At 70.2% G+C, this 14851-nt stretch carries 16 protein-coding genes; 8 read left to right on the top strand and 8 right to left on the bottom strand.

The window, feature by feature from the left end; all coding sequences use genetic code 11:
- Positions 1-27 precede the first annotated feature (27 nt).
- Positions 28-1188, top strand: a complete 1161-nt coding sequence (locus AB0H54_RS17360; RefSeq protein ID WP_357346379.1) for a hypothetical protein — start codon at positions 28-30, stop codon at positions 1186-1188.
- Between the two features lie 84 nt (positions 1189-1272).
- On the top strand, positions 1273-1851 hold the full coding sequence (locus tag AB0H54_RS17355) for a Uma2 family endonuclease (RefSeq protein WP_357346378.1): 579 nt from the start codon (positions 1273-1275) through the stop codon (positions 1849-1851).
- 68 nt (positions 1852-1919) lie between these two features.
- Here the strand turns inward: AB0H54_RS17355 and AB0H54_RS17350 are convergent, their stop codons facing one another.
- The 4 genes from AB0H54_RS17350 to pdxH all read right to left on the bottom strand — a co-directional run bounded on the left by AB0H54_RS17350 (position 1920) and on the right by pdxH (position 5944).
- The gene (locus tag AB0H54_RS17350; RefSeq protein WP_218716909.1) at positions 1920-2279 is read right to left on the bottom strand and encodes an FKBP-type peptidyl-prolyl cis-trans isomerase; all 360 of its coding nucleotides are present in this window, start codon (positions 2277-2279) and stop codon (positions 1920-1922) included.
- 32 nt (positions 2280-2311) lie between these two features.
- On the bottom strand, positions 2312-3625 hold the full coding sequence (locus AB0H54_RS17345; protein WP_218716908.1) for a citrate synthase: 1314 nt from the start codon (positions 3623-3625) through the stop codon (positions 2312-2314).
- A gap of 271 nt (positions 3626-3896) precedes the next feature.
- Positions 3897-5180, bottom strand: coding sequence for an MFS transporter (locus tag AB0H54_RS17340; protein ID WP_355271125.1), 1284 nt, complete (start codon positions 5178-5180; stop codon positions 3897-3899).
- 68 nt (positions 5181-5248) lie between these two features.
- The gene (pdxH, locus tag AB0H54_RS17335; RefSeq protein ID WP_357346377.1) at positions 5249-5944 is read right to left on the bottom strand and encodes a pyridoxamine 5'-phosphate oxidase; all 696 of its coding nucleotides are present in this window, start codon (positions 5942-5944) and stop codon (positions 5249-5251) included.
- 128 nt (positions 5945-6072) lie between these two features.
- Here pdxH and AB0H54_RS17330 point away from each other — a divergent pair, with 128 nt between their 5' ends.
- Together AB0H54_RS17330 and AB0H54_RS17325 are read left to right on the top strand one after the other, a co-directional pair.
- Positions 6073-7194, top strand: coding sequence for a citrate synthase 2 (locus AB0H54_RS17330; RefSeq protein WP_030200564.1), 1122 nt, complete (start codon positions 6073-6075; stop codon positions 7192-7194).
- 406 nt (positions 7195-7600) lie between these two features.
- Positions 7601-8332, top strand: a complete 732-nt coding sequence (locus AB0H54_RS17325) for a polysaccharide deacetylase family protein (protein WP_357346376.1) — start codon at positions 7601-7603, stop codon at positions 8330-8332.
- Between the two features lie 231 nt (positions 8333-8563).
- Here the strand turns inward: AB0H54_RS17325 and AB0H54_RS17320 are convergent, their stop codons facing one another.
- Positions 8564-9199: a hypothetical protein gene (locus AB0H54_RS17320; protein ID WP_357346375.1), complete on the bottom strand. Its 636-nt coding sequence runs from the start codon at positions 9197-9199 to the stop codon at positions 8564-8566.
- A 350-nt stretch (positions 9200-9549) separates the two neighbouring features.
- Here AB0H54_RS17320 and serC point away from each other — a divergent pair, with 350 nt between their 5' ends.
- From serC to AB0H54_RS17305, 3 genes are all read left to right on the top strand, one after another.
- On the top strand, positions 9550-10671 hold the full coding sequence (gene serC, locus AB0H54_RS17315) for a phosphoserine transaminase (protein ID WP_218716903.1): 1122 nt from the start codon (positions 9550-9552) through the stop codon (positions 10669-10671).
- A gap of 314 nt (positions 10672-10985) precedes the next feature.
- Positions 10986-11993, top strand: a complete 1008-nt coding sequence (gene sepH / locus AB0H54_RS17310) for a septation protein SepH (protein WP_357346374.1) — start codon at positions 10986-10988, stop codon at positions 11991-11993.
- A 155-nt stretch (positions 11994-12148) separates the two neighbouring features.
- Positions 12149-12886: a hypothetical protein gene (locus AB0H54_RS17305; RefSeq protein WP_357346373.1), complete on the top strand. Its 738-nt coding sequence runs from the start codon at positions 12149-12151 to the stop codon at positions 12884-12886.
- Positions 12887-12892: 6 nt separating this feature from the next.
- On the opposite strand, the gene AB0H54_RS17300 is transcribed toward AB0H54_RS17305, so the two are convergent.
- A complete protein-coding gene (locus AB0H54_RS17300) occupies positions 12893-13192 on the bottom strand; it encodes a DUF2537 domain-containing protein (protein ID WP_357346372.1) in 300 nt (99 codons plus the stop codon).
- Positions 13189-13992: an RNA methyltransferase gene (locus AB0H54_RS17295; RefSeq protein WP_355271112.1), complete on the bottom strand. Its 804-nt coding sequence runs from the start codon at positions 13990-13992 to the stop codon at positions 13189-13191. The genes AB0H54_RS17300 and AB0H54_RS17295 overlap by 4 nt, the downstream gene beginning before the upstream one ends.
- Positions 13993-14017: 25 nt before the next feature.
- Here AB0H54_RS17295 and AB0H54_RS17290 point away from each other — a divergent pair, with 25 nt between their 5' ends.
- The gene (locus AB0H54_RS17290; RefSeq protein ID WP_355271110.1) at positions 14018-14410 is read left to right on the top strand and encodes a YccF domain-containing protein; all 393 of its coding nucleotides are present in this window, start codon (positions 14018-14020) and stop codon (positions 14408-14410) included.
- Here the strand turns inward: AB0H54_RS17290 and AB0H54_RS17285 are convergent, their stop codons facing one another.
- Positions 14411-14848, bottom strand: a complete 438-nt coding sequence (locus AB0H54_RS17285; protein ID WP_355271108.1) for a MarR family transcriptional regulator — start codon at positions 14846-14848, stop codon at positions 14411-14413. It lies immediately after the preceding gene.
- Positions 14849-14851 lie beyond the last annotated feature (3 nt).

Below are 14851 nucleotides of genomic sequence, written 5' to 3'. Positions count from 1 at the left end.
GCGAACTCGCTCGATACCGTCGGCGGCGTGATCGGAAAACGCACCAGGTTGGTCTGTCTCGTCGCTGCTGTCGCGCTGGCGGGTGGTGGTATCGCGGCGTGCGCAGGCGCGTCGGACGCCCCCACGGGGTTCGCGCTCGTCAACGCCGATACCGGGCCGACCGGGGAGCGCGTCGCCAAGGCCGTCCAGGACGCGGGCGGCTACGAGTGGACGGTGGCGAAGCCGGGCGAGGTCGACGCCGCCGACTACGCCGCGGTGATCACCCTGCCCGCCGATCTCACCGCGTCGATGGCGACGCTGGCCACGCCGGAACCCAAGCGCGCCAAGGTTACCGTCGCCGCGCACGACGGCGCGGACGAGAACGTGGTGAACGGGGCGGTCGCCGCCGTGACCCACCGGATCGGCGCCTCCGGGGTCGACGCCGCGCTCGCCGCGGTCGCGCAGGCCCGCAATCAGATGACCTCGGTGCAGTTCACCGCCCAGCTGCTCAACGCCGGTGTCAACGCGGCCGCCGACGGGGCCGCCCAGTTCAGCGGCGGCGCGCAGGAGATGCTCGGCTTCCTCGACTTCGCGAAACAGGGTGCGGGCGAACTCACCTCGGCCATCGCGCTGCTGAACCAGACCGTCGACGGCGCGACGAAGCAGGCGAATCAGCTCGCCGACGCGCTCGGCGCCACCGGCGTCACCATCGCCGGCGTGGAGCGCAGCGCCACCGCGCTGTCCACCGGCCTGGACCAGATCCTGCCGCTGCTGCGCGCCCTGCCGTTCGCCACCGACCCCCAGCTGGCCGACATCATCACCAAACTCGAAGCGCTGCGCGGCATCTCGAGTCAGGCGGGCGCCCAGCTGACCGGCCTGGCCGACCTGACCGGCGCCGCCGTCGACCCGAACACCGACCTCGGCACCCTGCTGCGCACCGTCGTCACCCGGCTCGACAGCGCCCGCACCCAGCTCGCCCAGGGCGCCGAACTCGCCGAGGGCCTGCCCGCCCTCGCCGAACAGGGTGGCACCCAGATCACCTCCGCCATCGAACAGATGACCACCGGCGTCGGCGCCCTCCAGACCATCGTCGGCAACCTCAACACCCAGACCGGCAAGGCCATCGAAGCCCTCCCCACCCGCAGCCCCACCCAGAACTCCGCCCTAGCCCTCGCCCTCACCGACCCGGTCGAAGTCGTCCACGAGTAGACACCGGGCATCGCGGTCCCTCTCGTCGAGAGGCGTTCTTCCAGGCCACAAGGTCGCCGACGACCGGGCGGTATGCTCACCGGCATGACGATCCAGCCCACGGATTCGCTCCCTCATCTGATGACCGAGGAGGAATACCTCCGGCTGCCGGAGGCCGCGGCGCGCGAGATCGAAGTGGTCCACGGGCACGTCATCGTGTGCGAATCGCCGACCCCGGAACACAATCGCATCGCCCGGCGCCTGGCCGACGCGATGGAGCGGCTGCCAAGCACCGAGCCGTGCATCCGGGTCGACACCGACATCGACGTGGTGCTGTGGCGCGTTCCGAAGTTCACCTTCCGGCGCCCCGACGTGGTGCTCTACCGCTGCCTGGACAGGCCGGGCGCGAAACCCGAGGCCTCCGACGCGTTGATCGTGGTGGAGGTGTCATCGCCGTCGACGGCGGCCGAGGACCTGTTGGACAAGAAGGCACAGTACGCGCGGGTCGGGATACCGCTCTATCTCGTGGTCATGCTGGACGCCAAGTTCGGGATCGAGGAGGTGCTCGAGTTCCGCCTCGACGCGCATGCCAGGGAATACCGACTGCACCAGATCCATCGCGGCATCGTCGCGCTCAGTCACGTCGTCGTCGGCGAAATACCGATGGCCGACCTCACCCGCTGAGAGCACCTACGCACAGACAACTGTGGCCGGGTTCCGAAGGGAACCCGGCCACAGTGGCGTTCGGCTGGTCAGTTCGCGTTGAGCAGGTCGATCACGAAGACCAGGGTCTTGCCGGAGAGGTGGTGGCCTGCGCCGGCGGGGCCGTAGGCGAGCTCCGGCGGGATGGTCAGCTGGCGGCGGCCGCCGACCTTCATGCCGGGAATGCCTTCCTGCCAGCCCTGGATCAGGCCGCGCAGCGGGAAGGTGATGGACTCGCCGCGGTCCCACGAAGAGTCGAACTGCTCGCCGCTGTCGAACTCGACGCCGACGTAGTGCACCTCGACGGTGCCACCGGGCACCGCTTCCTTGCCTTCGCCCTCGACGAGGTCCTTGATCACGAGCTCGGTGGGCGCGGGGCCCTCCTGGAATTCGATCTCCGGCTTGGTCATTCGGCTATCCCCTTCGATAGTTTCGGTTCGGACTAACGACCAGCGATATCGCGGTAGTCACGCTCACCGTAACCGGTGTAGATCTGGCGCGGGCGGCCGATCTTGAGCGGCTCGGAGTGCATCTCGCGCCAGTGGGCGATCCAGCCGGGCAGGCGGCCCATGGCGAAGAGCACGGTGAACATGCGGGTCGGGAAGCCCATGGCCCGGTAGATGACGCCGGTGTAGAAGTCGACGTTCGGGTACAGCCGACGCGAGACGAAGTAGTCGTCGGTGAGGGCGGCCTCTTCGAGCTGCTTGGCGATATCGAGCAGCTGGTCGTCGCCACCGATCTTCGACAGGATCTTGTCGGCGGCCTGCTTGACCAGGGTGGCGCGCGGGTCGTAGTTGCGGTAGACGCGGTGCCCGAAGCCCATGAGCTTCACGCCGTCTTCCTTGTTCTTGACCTTGCGGATGAACTCCTTGACGTCACCGCCGTTGGCCTTGATCTCGTCGAGCATCTCGAGCACGGCCTGGTTGGCGCCGCCGTGCAGCGGGCCCCACAGCGCGTTGATGCCACCGGACACCGAGGTGAACAGGTTGGCGTCGGAGGAGCCGACGAGGCGCACGGTCGAGGTGGAGCAGTTCTGCTCGTGGTCGGCGTGCAGGATCAGCAGCATGTCGAGCGCGGCGGCGATCTCCGGGTCGACCTCGTAGGGCTCGGCCGGGAAGCCGAAGGTCATCCGCAGGAAGTTCTCCACCAGCGACAGCGAGTTGTCCGGGTAGAGGAACGGCTGGCCGACCGACTTCTTGTACGAGTAGGCCGCGATGGTGGGCAGCTTGGCCAGCAGGCGGATGGTGGACAGCTCGACCTGCTCGGGGTCGCGCGGGTCCAGCGAGTCCTGGTAGTACGCCGACAGCGCGTTCACCGCGGACGACAGCACCGGCATCGGGTGCGCGTTGCGCGGGAAGCCGTCGAAGAACCGCTTCAGGTCCTCGTGCAGCAGGGTGTGGCGGCGGATGCGATCGGTGAAGTCGTCGAGCTGGGCCTGGGTCGGCAGCTCGCCGTAGATGAGCAGGTAGCTGACCTCGATGAAGGTCGAGCGGCCCGCCAGCTGGTCGATCGGGTAGCCGCGGTAGCGCAGGATGCCCGCTTCACCGTCGATGTAGGTGATGGCCGACTTGGTCGACGCGGTGTTCATGAAACCGGGGTCGTAGGTGACGTAACCGGTGCTGGCCAGCAGCTTGCCCAAGTCGAGTCCGTCGTTGCCCTCTGCGGCCTTGGTGACCGAGATCGGGAACTCGCCTCCGGGGTACTGCAGTACCGCCTTGGCGTCATCGGCGACGTTGGTGATGTTCTCAGCGGGCACGGAAGGATCCCTCTCAGGCTAGAACCGTAGGCACCGGTGCGGTCGGCACGCGGTGCACTTGCGCTAACGCTAGCTGTTGTTCGGTCGAGACGAGCAATCAGGGTTGTCCTGCGCCGTTCTCACACCGGAGCCGATCGGCGGTGAGGTCGGCGCACAGGTGCCGACCTGCGCCGATCCCCTGTTCACCGACGTCACGGACCGGCTCCGCGCAGGGCGGCGGAACCCGGTCGTCGCGGATCGGCGAAAACCATGTATTCCCTTCTCGCACAGCTCAATTGACCAGAGAATCGGAATGCGCGCGGGTCACCCGGTAGCGGACGAAGGCGGGGAAGGCCAATGCCGCCAGCACCACCCCGATGACGACCAGGACACCGCCACCCGCGGCAGCTACAGCGGTACCCAGGCTCGCCGCGGCGAAACCGTGGGCAACATCACCGATCCGCGGCCCACCTGCGACAACCACGATGAACACGCCCTGCAGGCGGCCGCGCATCTCGTCGGTGGAGACGTTGAGCAACATCGCCGTGCGCAGCGCCGCCGAGATCATGTCGACCGCGCCGCCGAGGGCCAGGAAGGCCACCGCGATCCACAGCCACACGCCGAGCCCGAACAGGTGCCCCGCCAGCCCCACCGCCAGGCCGAACCCGATCATCGCCACGCCCCAGATCACGATGCAGACGATCACCGCCAGGCCCTGCCTGCGGATCCGCGGCACCCAGCCGGAGAACACCCCGCCCAGCACCGCGCCCGCCGAGATGGCCGCGAACAGCAGGCCGAGCGCGACGCCGCCCTCGGCCGGGTCGTGGAAGGTCTCGTGCGCGATCTGCGGGAACAGCGCGCGCGGCATGCCGAACACCATGGCGATGATGTCGACGACGAACGAGGCGAGCAGGATGCGCTGCCCGGTCAGGTAGCGGAAGCCGTCGATGACGGCGCGCAGCCCGGCGCGGCGCTGATCGCCCGTCGGCGGGAAGGCGGGCAGTTTCCACACCGCCCACACCGTCGCGAGCAGGGCGATCGCGTCGATCAGGTACAGCGTCGGCAGGCCGAGCACCGGGATGAGCAGACCGGCCAGCACCGGGCCCGCGATCATGCCCACGTTCTGCACCGTCATGCTCAGCGAACTGGCCGCGGCGATCTGCTCGGGCGGCAGCAGCCGCGCGATGGCCGCGCTGCGGGTGGGCTGGTTGACCGCGAAGAACGCCTGCTGGGCGGCGAACAGGCCGAGCACCAGCCACACGTTGTTCATCCCGAGGGCGGCCTGCACCCAGAACGCCACCGCCGTCACGCCGGTGCCCGCGGTGGTGATGATCAGCAGCGTGCGCCGGTCCATCACGTCGGCCAGCGCGCCGCCCCACAGGCCGAACACGATCAGCGGGATCAGGCCGAACAGGCCGGCCAGGCCGACGTACCCGGAACTGCCGGTGATCTGGAAGATCTGCTGCGGAACCGCGACCACCGAGAGCTGCGCGCCGATGACGGTGACGATGTTGGTCGTCCAGAGCCTGCGGTAGTCGGGGTGACGCAGGGGTTCGGTGTCGGCGAGCAGTCTCACTCGCCGCAGATTAGCCACTGCCGGGCGATCCGAGAACGGATGCGCTCGGTGACATAGCCCACCGCTCGTTAGGGCTGCAAACGTTCCACGGTTGTGCCTGCGTCGCCGATCCGCAGGACGATCCGGTTGTGCAGCCTGCCGCGTCTGCCCTGCCAGAACTCCACCTCGTCGGGCCGCAGCAGGTAGCCGCCCCAGAACGGCGGTACCGGGATGTCGTCGACGTCGGCGAAGCGGGCGGTGGTCTCGGCCAGCGACCGGTCCACCTCGGCGCGCGAGGCCGCGGGCCGCGACTGCCGCGAGGCCCAGGCGCCCAGGCGCGAGTCGCGCGGGCGGGTCTGCCAGTAGGCCGCGGTCACCTCGGGCGACACCCGCTCGGTGATCCCGCGCAGGTGGACCTGCCTGGCCAGCGCGGGCCAGACGAAGGTCGCCGCGGCGTACGGGTCGGCGGCGAGCTGGTTGCCCTTGGCCGAGTCGTAGTTGGTGTAGAAGGTGATGCCCTCGGGCGCGAGGCCCTTGCACAGCACGGTGCGCGCGACCGGGCGCGGGGCGGGGCCGGTGAGCGACACGGTGGCCAGCACCATCGCGTTGGATTCGGCGATGCCGAGGCCGCGCGCCTGCTCGATCCAGCGGCGCAGCAACGGTTCCCAGCCGCCTGCCACCCAGGTCTCGTCGAGGTCGGTCTCCTCGGGCACCGACAGCGGGTCGCCGTAGTCGACGCGCATCGCGGCGAGGTCTGCCGCGGTCGCGGGTTCCTGGTCAACCATGGGGACAGACGGTACGCCGGGACGTCGGCCGGGAAGGGGTCGAGGTCAGGCCAGGGGCGACGTTACTACCCGGTATCCCCAGGGCTATGGTTCAGAAAGATCGGCATGCCCCTGCAAGGAGAGTCACCATGACTACCAGCTCGGTACCACAGGATTTCGTCAGCGGATTGGAAGGCGTGGTGGCCTTCACCACCGACATCGCCGAGCCGGACAAGGATGGTGGCGCGCTACGTTATCGCGGCGTCGACATCGAGGATCTGGTCGCCAATCGGGTCACCTTCGGCGACGTGTGGGCCCTGCTGGTCGACGGCCAGTTCGGCCGCGGTCTCCCGCCCGCCGAGCCCTTCCCGCTGCCGGTGCACACCGGTGACGTGCGCGTCGACGTACAGGCCGGCCTGGCCATGCTCGCCCCGATCTGGGGCTACGAGCCGCTGCTCGACATCGACGACGAGACCGCCCGCGAGAACCTGGCCCGCGCCTCGGTGATGGCGCTGTCCTATGTGGCCCAGTCCGCCCGCGGCATCTACCAGCCCGCCGTTCCGCAGCGCAAGATCGACGAGTGCACCACGGTCACCGAGCGGTTCATGACCCGCTGGAAGGGTGACCCGGACCCGCGCCACACCGAGGCGATCGACGCCTACTGGGTGTCGGCGGCCGAGCACGGCATGAACGCCTCCACCTTCACCGCCCGCGTCATCGCCTCCACCGGCGCCGACGTGGCGGCGTCGCTGTCGGGCGCGATCGGCGCCATGTCCGGCCCGCTGCACGGCGGCGCCCCCGCCCGCGTGCTCCCGATGATCGAGGCCGTCGAGCAGAGCGGCGATGCCCGCGCGCTGGTCAAGGGCATCCTCGACCGCAAGGAGAAGCTGATGGGCTTCGGCCACCGGGTGTACCGGGCCGAGGACCCGCGCGCCCGCGTGCTGCGCGCCACCGCCAAGCGCCTCGACGCCCCGCGCTTCGAGGTCGCCGCCGCGCTGGAGCAGGCCGCCCTGGCCGAGCTGCGCGAGCGTCGTCCGGACCGTGCCATCGAGACCAATGTCGAGTTCTGGGCCGCGGTGATCCTGGACTTCGCCGAGGTCCCCGCGCACATGATGCCCGCCATGTTCACCTGCGGCCGGACCGCGGGCTGGTGCGCGCACATCCTGGAGCAGAAGCAGCTGGGCAAGCTCGTCCGCCCGGCCGCCATCTACACCGGCCCCGGCCCCCGCACCCCCGAGGAAGTCGCCGGCTGGTCCACCATCGCCGGCTGACCCACCCCGCATCGCCCGACCGGGCGTCGACGGCCTCCCCGGCCGCCGGCGCCCGGTCGTTCGCTGTTCAGCGACTGTTCGTCGCCGCGCAACCCGGTGCCGACATGATCTGCTCGCGGAACACGGCAGGTAGACGGCCTGTTCGGCCTGGTGGATGTGCTCGGCGGAGGTAGTGTTCAGCCGACCTGAACGATAAGGGTGGGCGGTGCGGAACGAGGGTCTGTCCCGGCGTGGGCTTTTCGGCGCTGGTGCCGCGCTCGCGGCGAGTGTGATCACCGGCTGTGCTGCCGCGCAGGGTGATTCGGCCGCGCCCGAGGTTGCCCCCGGGTCGTCGAGTGCCACGCCGCTCGCCGGCGGGCCATCCGGCGCCGGGCCGATCACAGGCGGACCATCCGGCGTCGCGCCGATGTCCGCGCGACCGATCTCCACCGTTGCCGCGCCGCCCGCCGTCTCCCCCGCCGCGGTCGCCGCCCGGCACGCGGGTGCGCGGCCGCACGCGTGGGGTGTCGATCTGCCCGGCATCACCAGCGGTTTCCCGGCCGCGGGCAAGCAGCTGGCGCTCACCTTCGACGCCTGCGGCGGGCCGGGCAACGGCGAGATCGATCAGGCGCTGATCGACCTACTGGTTGCCGAGCGAGTTCCGGCGACGCTGTTCCTCAACAAGCGCTGGGTCGACGCGGATCCCGGCCGGGTCCAGCGGCTGGCCGCGAACCCGCTGTTCGAGCTGGCGAGTCACGGTGTCGCGCACAAGCCGCTCTCGGTGACCGGGCGGGCCGCCTACACCATCGCGGGCACCGCGTCGGCCGAGGAGGCCGTGCACGAGGTGTGGGCCAATCACGAACGCCTGCTCGAGCTGACCGGGCGGGCGCCGCGGTTCTTCCGCGCCGGAACCGCCCACTACGACGACGTCGCGGTCACCATCGTCAACGAGCTGGGCGAGATCCCGCTCGGGTTCACGGTCAACGCCGACTTCGGCGCCACCGCGTCGGCGGCCCAGGTCCAGCGCGCGATGAGCGCGGCCGCGCCCGGCGGCATCGTGCTCGCCCATATGCACCGACCGAAGTCGGGTACGGCGGCGGGGATGGCCGCCGCGATTCCGGCACTGCGCGCGTCCGGGTTCACCTTCGTCCACCTGTAGTCGCGGACGCCGGGTCTCCACCGTCCACCGGTACCGCGGGCCCCGATCCGCCGCGGTCCGCAGTACTCGCAGGCGCCGGCCGCCGCCGTCCACCGGTTGCGCATGCCCGGATCCGCCGCCGTCCGCGGTACTCGCGGGTTGCCGGTTGCTGCCGTCCACCGGTTGCGCGTGCCCCGATTCGCCGCCGTCCGTCGGTAGGAGCGGGCCCGGCGCCTGCCGATCAGGCTGTGATCAGGTCAGGCTGGTGAAGTCGATGGCGACGGAGGCGCCGCGATCGACGGTGAAGAAGGCGGCGTCGAGGCGGGTGCCGAGTTCGATGAGACCGACCGCGGCCAGGGGTACCGGCTGGATGAGGCGGACCCGCCACGGGGTCGGCTCGTCCCAGGCGCGCAGCTCCAGGTCGAGGCGCAGGACCGGGTCGTCGCGGCCGGTGTAGTCGGCGGCGATGGGGGCGACGGCGAGGACCGTGGCCTCGGCGCGGCGGCCGTTGGCCAGGATCTTGGCGGCCGCGCTGCGGCCCGACTGTGGCACCTCGGGGATGAACAGCACCACGCGTTCGCGATCACCCGGATCGACCCGGCAGCCGACGGCGTCGCCGGGCTGCATCCATTCCAGGTCCTGGCTACGGACCCGCTGCCGCACCCGCGCGTCGTAGGCCAGCTCGCCGGGCAGCTGCACCCGCACCGAGATCCGGTAGCCGCCTTCCCCGCGCCGGGACCGTACCGACAGCACGGTGGCCGTCGCGGGCAACCCCCTGATCAGCAGTTCCCGCCGGGAACTCTCGGCCAGCAATCCCGGCCGCCGCCCGAACGCCCAGGCGAACCGGTCGAACAGGGTCCGACCCGAGTCGGCCACGGCGAGGCTCATAGCGAAAGCGTAATGCGAACCACCTTCCGACAGGGGCAAATTCCCCGCACCCGCCCGCACCTACAGTCGCGATCAAGGCGCGAACCGCGCGCGGTCCCGATGCCGCCGACCCGGCGATCCGGCGCATCCGCCCGAGCGCGACGGCGGCGACCCGGTGGAGACGATCGGCGGCGCCCGATCCCGGGCCAGCGCCTCGGCGGCCACGCGACCGCCGACTCGGCCGACTTCCGACCCACACATCCTGAGCAAGCGTCCAACCGACCGCGCGCACGAGTGGGCCGCCTCACAGCCGCTCGGTGACCTCGCCCCCGTGCGCGTTCGACCATCGGCGGACCACTAAACTCGCCCCCATGACCAGTGCGTTCCCGACCATTCCCGCCGACCTCAAGCCCGCCGACGGACGGTTCGGCTGCGGCCCGTCCAAGGTCCGCCCGGAGCAGCTGCAGTCCCTGGTGACTGTCGGCGCCTCGGTGTTCGGCACCTCGCATCGCCAGAAGCCGGTCAAGGACGTCGTGGCGCGGGTGCGCAACGGCCTGCGTGAGCTGTTCTCCCTGCCCGAGGGCTACGAAGTGGTGCTCGGCAACGGTGGCACCACCGCGTTCTGGGACGCCGCCGCCTTCGGCCTGATCCGCGAGCGCTCGCTGCACCTGACCAACGGCGAGTTCTCCTCGAAGTTCGCCTCGGTCGCCAAGGGCAACCCGTTCATCGGTGACCCGATCGTCGTCTCGTCGGAGCCGGGCAGCGCGCCCGAGCCCGTCTCGGACCCGTCGGTCGACCTCATCGGCTGGGCCCACAACGAGACCTCGACCGGTGTGTCCATCCCGGTCTCGCGTCCGGCCGGCTCGGAGAACGCCCTGATCGCCATCGACGCCACCTCCGGCGCGGGCGGCCTGCCGGTGAACATCGCCGACTCCGACGTGTACTACTTCGCCCCGCAGAAGTGCTTCGCCGCCGACGGTGGCCTGTGGATCGCGATCATGAGCCCGGCCGCGCTGGCCCGCGTCGAGGAGATCAAGGCCTCGGGCCGCTGGACCCCGGAGTTCCTGTCGCTGCCGATCGCCATCGACAACTCCACCAAGGACCAGACCTACAACACCCCGGCGCTGGCCACCCTGCTGCTGTTCGCCGACCAGATCGAGTGGATGAACGCCAACGGCGGCCTGGACTGGACCGTCAAGCGCACCCTCGACTCGTCCTCGCGCCTGTACTCGTGGGCCGAGTCGAGCTCCTTCGCCACCCCGTACGTCACCGATCCGGCGCATCGTTCGCAGGTTGTCGGCACCATCGACTTCGACGACGCGGTCGACGCCGCCCAGGTCGCGAAGATCCTGCGGGCCAACGGCATCGTCGACACCGAGCCGTACCGGAAGCTGGGCCGTAACCAGCTCCGCGTCGGCATGTTCCCGGCGATCGATCCGGAAGACGTTTCGCAGCTGACCCGCTCGATCGACTGGGTCGTCGGTCAGCTCTGAGATAAGACCGCAATCAGGGCCGGTGCCCGATGAACTTTTTCCGGTTCATCGGGCACCGGCCCTTTGCGTCGGGTTCTCCACGGGTTCGCAACATTTGCATTCGAGCACACCGCCGCGGGCCGGTATTTGATGTTGATCTATCACCAAACTCCCTGCACACGACCAGGATTCGTATGGTGAGCCGATCAGATTAGCGGGACCTGGGGTCCCGGTGCGCGATTTCGGTCGTGCGTGTCTGCTGCCGCGGGCAAGTAATGTGCACTACTGTCTAGGAAAGTGGGCGGTGTCGTAGCCGACGCGATAGGGAGGTAACGGTGCGTGAACTTCGAGTGATCGGGGTGACGCCCGACTCCACGCACATCGTGTGCAGTGACACCGAGTCCGGCACCAAGTTCCGGTTGCCCGCCGACGACAAGCTCCGCGCGGCGGCGCGCGGCGACCTCGCACGATTCGGCCAGATCGAGATCGAAACGGAAGCGTCTATGCGTCCTCGCGATATCCAGGCCCGTATTCGAGCCGGTGCGTCCGTCGAGCAGGTCACGGCGGAGTCCGGGATGCCGGCCACCAAAGTCGAACGTTTCGCCTACCCGGTGTTGCTGGAGCGCGCCCGCGCCGCCGAACTGGCGCAGAAAGCGCATCCGGTGCGCCCGGACGGTCCGGCGCTGGAAACGCTGCACGAGATCGTCACCGCGGCCTTCGCCGAACGCGGTCACACCATCGAACAGGCCGAATGGGACGCCTGGAAAGACGAAAAGGGATTCTGGGTCGCCCAATTGCAGTGGCGGCACGGACACTCCGAGATCGCCGCGCACTGGCGCTACCAGCCGGACGCGCACGGCGGCTCGGTCTCCCCGCTCGACGACCCGGCCAACGACCTGATCGATCCCGATTTCGGGCGCGCGTTGCGCGGGCTGGCCACCATCCTGCCCACCCCGGTGGAGAAGGCCCCGCCGATCGTGGAGCCGCCGACCCCGGTCGAGCCGCGCCCGCGCGAGCAGGTCGCCCCGACCGCGCGTCCGACGGCCCGGCCCGCCCAGCCGACGCTGGACGAGTACTACGAGCAGCGCGCGGTCGCCGCCGGTGGTGGCGCGGCGGCGATTCCGGCCGCCCCGGTCCCCGCGGCGCCGATCCCGGCCGTTCCCGCGACGCCGGCGCAGCCGGTGGCGCAGCAGGACAAGGAGCCGGTGGCGAAGGAGCCCGCTCCGGAGAAGCCGGCGACGCCGGAGAAGCCCGCCGCCAAGCCCGCACGGGCCAAGCGCGGCAAGGCGCCGATGCCGTCCTGGGAGGACGTCCTCCTCGGCGTCCGCAGCTCCGGACACTGACCGCCGCCCCGGGGTTTTTCGTCCGGGCTGCGGTGCGGGGTCGGGGTTCGTCGGCGGCCGGTGGTGGTCGGCGGGGTCGAGGTGGCCCGCTCCCGGTGAGTTATCCATGTTCTTGCGTGAGCTGGTGATTCGGTCGAGGTGGGAGGTGGTTGCCGGTGTTTTCCGCTTCCACGCTCTGGTATGTCGACACGCCCGATCCCGTGGCCGTGCTGCGGGAGCGGCCCGAGCCCGACCCGGCGGCCGCCGCGGCGCTGGCCGGGCAGTTGTACGCCGAGCACGATGTGCGGCCGATCATGATCGGCACGCTGAACGGGTGCGCCGCGCCGGATCGGGACGAGGTCTACATCGGGTGCTATCCGGGGCTGACGGTCGTGTGCACGGCCGAGGCCGCCCTGGTGCGGCCGACGAAGCTGCCGGATCTGCTGGTGCGCCCGCTGGCCTCCGAGCACACCTACCTGGTCTCCTTCGACGCCAAGCTGCACTGGGGCGCGTTCGCGCACTGGGAGCGCGGGGAGTTCCGGCGCTCGTTCAGTTCCACCCGGGTCGACATCCTGGAGAACGAGGGGCTGCCGATGGTGTGGGAGCGGCCGTTCTGGGCCGGTGACCATCCGGTGCCGTGGCAGGCCGCCGACCATCCCGGACCGCAGTCGCTGCCCTTCGATCCGCCCGACTTCGCCGACGCCGCCAACGACGAATGGCTCGGCTTCCGCTACCGCACCCCGGCCGAGCCGGGCGGCCTGGTCCCCGGCGACCTGGCGGTCTGCGGCTTCACCCTGTACCCGAAGGGTCAGGCACCGCAGCCACCACAGCTGCAAACGGCCAGCCCCGGTGCGGCCACCCGGCGCAAGCGCGGCCTGTTCGGCTGGCTGCACCGGACCGACCGGGTGCTGTGAGCCGGTTCAGCCGAGCTGTTCGCCGAGCAGCGTCAGCCAGCCCAGCACCACCCCGAGCGCCGCGCCCGCCAGCACCCACCGCACCACCGGCGTGAACCGCCAGCGCCACGCGGTCGGCGCCACCCCGATCGCGGCGACCACGTTCACGGCCACCGCGAGCAGCCAGTGGACGGTCGCCAGCGCGGCCCCGAACGCGTACACCGCCACGGCGCTCAGCACCGCGACCAGCACCACCACCGTGCTGCCCGCGGCCCACGGCACCGAATCCGGTTGCGCGCGATAGGGACCGTCCGGTTCCTGCTTCACGATTTTCGCACCCGCTCGTAGAAGGCCATCGCCGCCGCCGTCGCGACATTGAGCGAATCGGTGCCCGGCGACATCGGAATTCGCGCGCGAACATCGGTGGCGCGCATGGCTTCCTCGGTCAGTCCTGGGCCCTCCGCGCCGAGCAGCAGCGCGACCCGCTTCCCCGTCATCGCCGTCGCCAGGTTCACCGCCGCCGGATTCGGCGTCAGCGCGATGATCTGGAAGCCACGCTCGCGCACCAGCTCCAGCCCGTCCGGCCAGGTCGGCAGCTGCGCGAACGGCACCCGCAGCACGTGCCCCATCGAGACGCGGACCGCGCGCCGATACAGCGGATCGGCGCAGCGGTCGCCGAAGAGCACCGCGTCCGCGCCGAGCCCGGCCGCGTTGCGGAACATCGAGCCCAGGTTCTCGTGATCGTTGACGCCCTCCAGCACCGCCACCGTGCGGGCGCCGTCGAGCACGTCGTCGACCGACAGCTCGGTCGGCCGCGGCGCCACCGCGAGCACACCCCGGTTGAGATGGAAGCCGACCACCTCGGCCATCACCTCGGCACTGGCCCGGTAGTACGGGATGTCGCGGCCCGCCAGGTCCTCGGCCAGCGCCTCGTAGCGTTTCCCGACACCCAGCAGCGCGCTGGGGGTGAACCGGGAGGCGAGCATCCGCTGTACGACAACGACACCCTCGGCGATGACCAGGCCCTTGCGCCCCGGCAGGTCGGGCCTGCGGTCGGCGGAGGACAGGTCACGGAAGTCGTCGACCCTCGGGTCGGCGGGGTCGTCGATGTCGATCACTTCGGCCACTGGACAATCCTGGCATGATGGATGCATGAAGATCGTGCAGTTGATCTTGAACATCCTGTGGGTGGTGCTGTGCGGTTTCTGGATGGCCCTCGGCTACCTGCTGGCCGCCCTGATCTGCTTCATCCTCATCATCACCATCCCCTTCGGTATCGCGTCACTGCGGATCGCCGGTTACGTGCTGTGGCCGTTCGGGCGCAGCGTGGTCGACAAACCGGGCGCGGGCGCCGGTTCGCTGATCGGCAACATCATCTGGTTCATCTTCGCGGGCTGGTGGCTGGCGATCGGTCACATCGCGACCAGCATCGCGCTGGCGGTGACGATCATCGGCCTGCCCTTCGCCTGGGCGAACCTCAAGCTGGTGCCGCTGTCGCTGTTCCCGCTGGGCCACGAAGTCGTCGACTCCGACGAGGCGCGCTGATCACTCGGACTCGGCGACGATCTGGTTCATGATCTCGACCGCCCGGTCCAGGATCTCGATCTGCTCCGGCTCCAGGCGCGCGAGCTGATCGGTCATCCAGGCCTCGCGGGCACTGGTCTCGTCGGCCACCAGCGCGCGCCCGGCCGGGGACAGGGAGACGATGATCTGCCTGCCGTCGGTCGGATGCGGACGGCGCTGCACCAGGTCCAGGTCCGACAGCGACGCGATGACGCGGGTCATCGACGGCGGCTGCACCCGTTCCTTGCCCGCGAGCGCCCCGGGGGTCATGGCACCATCACGCGCCAGCGTCGCCAGAGCCGACAGCTGGGTGAGCGAGATCTGCGCGTCGGCACGGCGGCCGCGCAGGTGTCGCGTGAGCCGTACGACGGCCAGTGAGAGATCACCGGCCAGGGCACGGACGTCCGATGGCGTTGTCACAGT

Source organism: Nocardia sp. NPDC050718, from assembly GCF_040654235.1.
In the GTDB taxonomy this organism is placed as follows: domain Bacteria; phylum Actinomycetota; class Actinomycetes; order Mycobacteriales; family Mycobacteriaceae; genus Nocardia.
Note: the sequence above shows the minus strand (reverse complement) of the source record. Positions and strands in the feature narration are given on the sequence as shown.

Coding starts and splice junctions, on each gene's coding strand:
- AB0H54_RS17355 (WP_357346378.1), top strand. CDS start 1,273: ATGACGATCCAGCCCACGGATTCGCTCCCTCATCTGATGACCGAGGAG.
- AB0H54_RS17350 (WP_218716909.1), bottom strand. CDS start 2,279: ATGACCAAGCCGGAGATCGAATTCCAGGAGGGCCCCGCGCCCACCGAG.
- pdxH (WP_357346377.1), bottom strand. CDS start 5,944: ATGGTTGACCAGGAACCCGCGACCGCGGCAGACCTCGCCGCGATGCGC.
- AB0H54_RS17330 (WP_030200564.1), top strand. CDS start 6,073: ATGACTACCAGCTCGGTACCACAGGATTTCGTCAGCGGATTGGAAGGC.
- AB0H54_RS17325 (WP_357346376.1), top strand. CDS start 7,601: ATGTCCGCGCGACCGATCTCCACCGTTGCCGCGCCGCCCGCCGTCTCC.
- AB0H54_RS17320 (WP_357346375.1), bottom strand. CDS start 9,199: ATGAGCCTCGCCGTGGCCGACTCGGGTCGGACCCTGTTCGACCGGTTC.
- serC (WP_218716903.1), top strand. CDS start 9,550: ATGACCAGTGCGTTCCCGACCATTCCCGCCGACCTCAAGCCCGCCGAC.
- AB0H54_RS17290 (WP_355271110.1), top strand. CDS start 14,018: ATGAAGATCGTGCAGTTGATCTTGAACATCCTGTGGGTGGTGCTGTGC.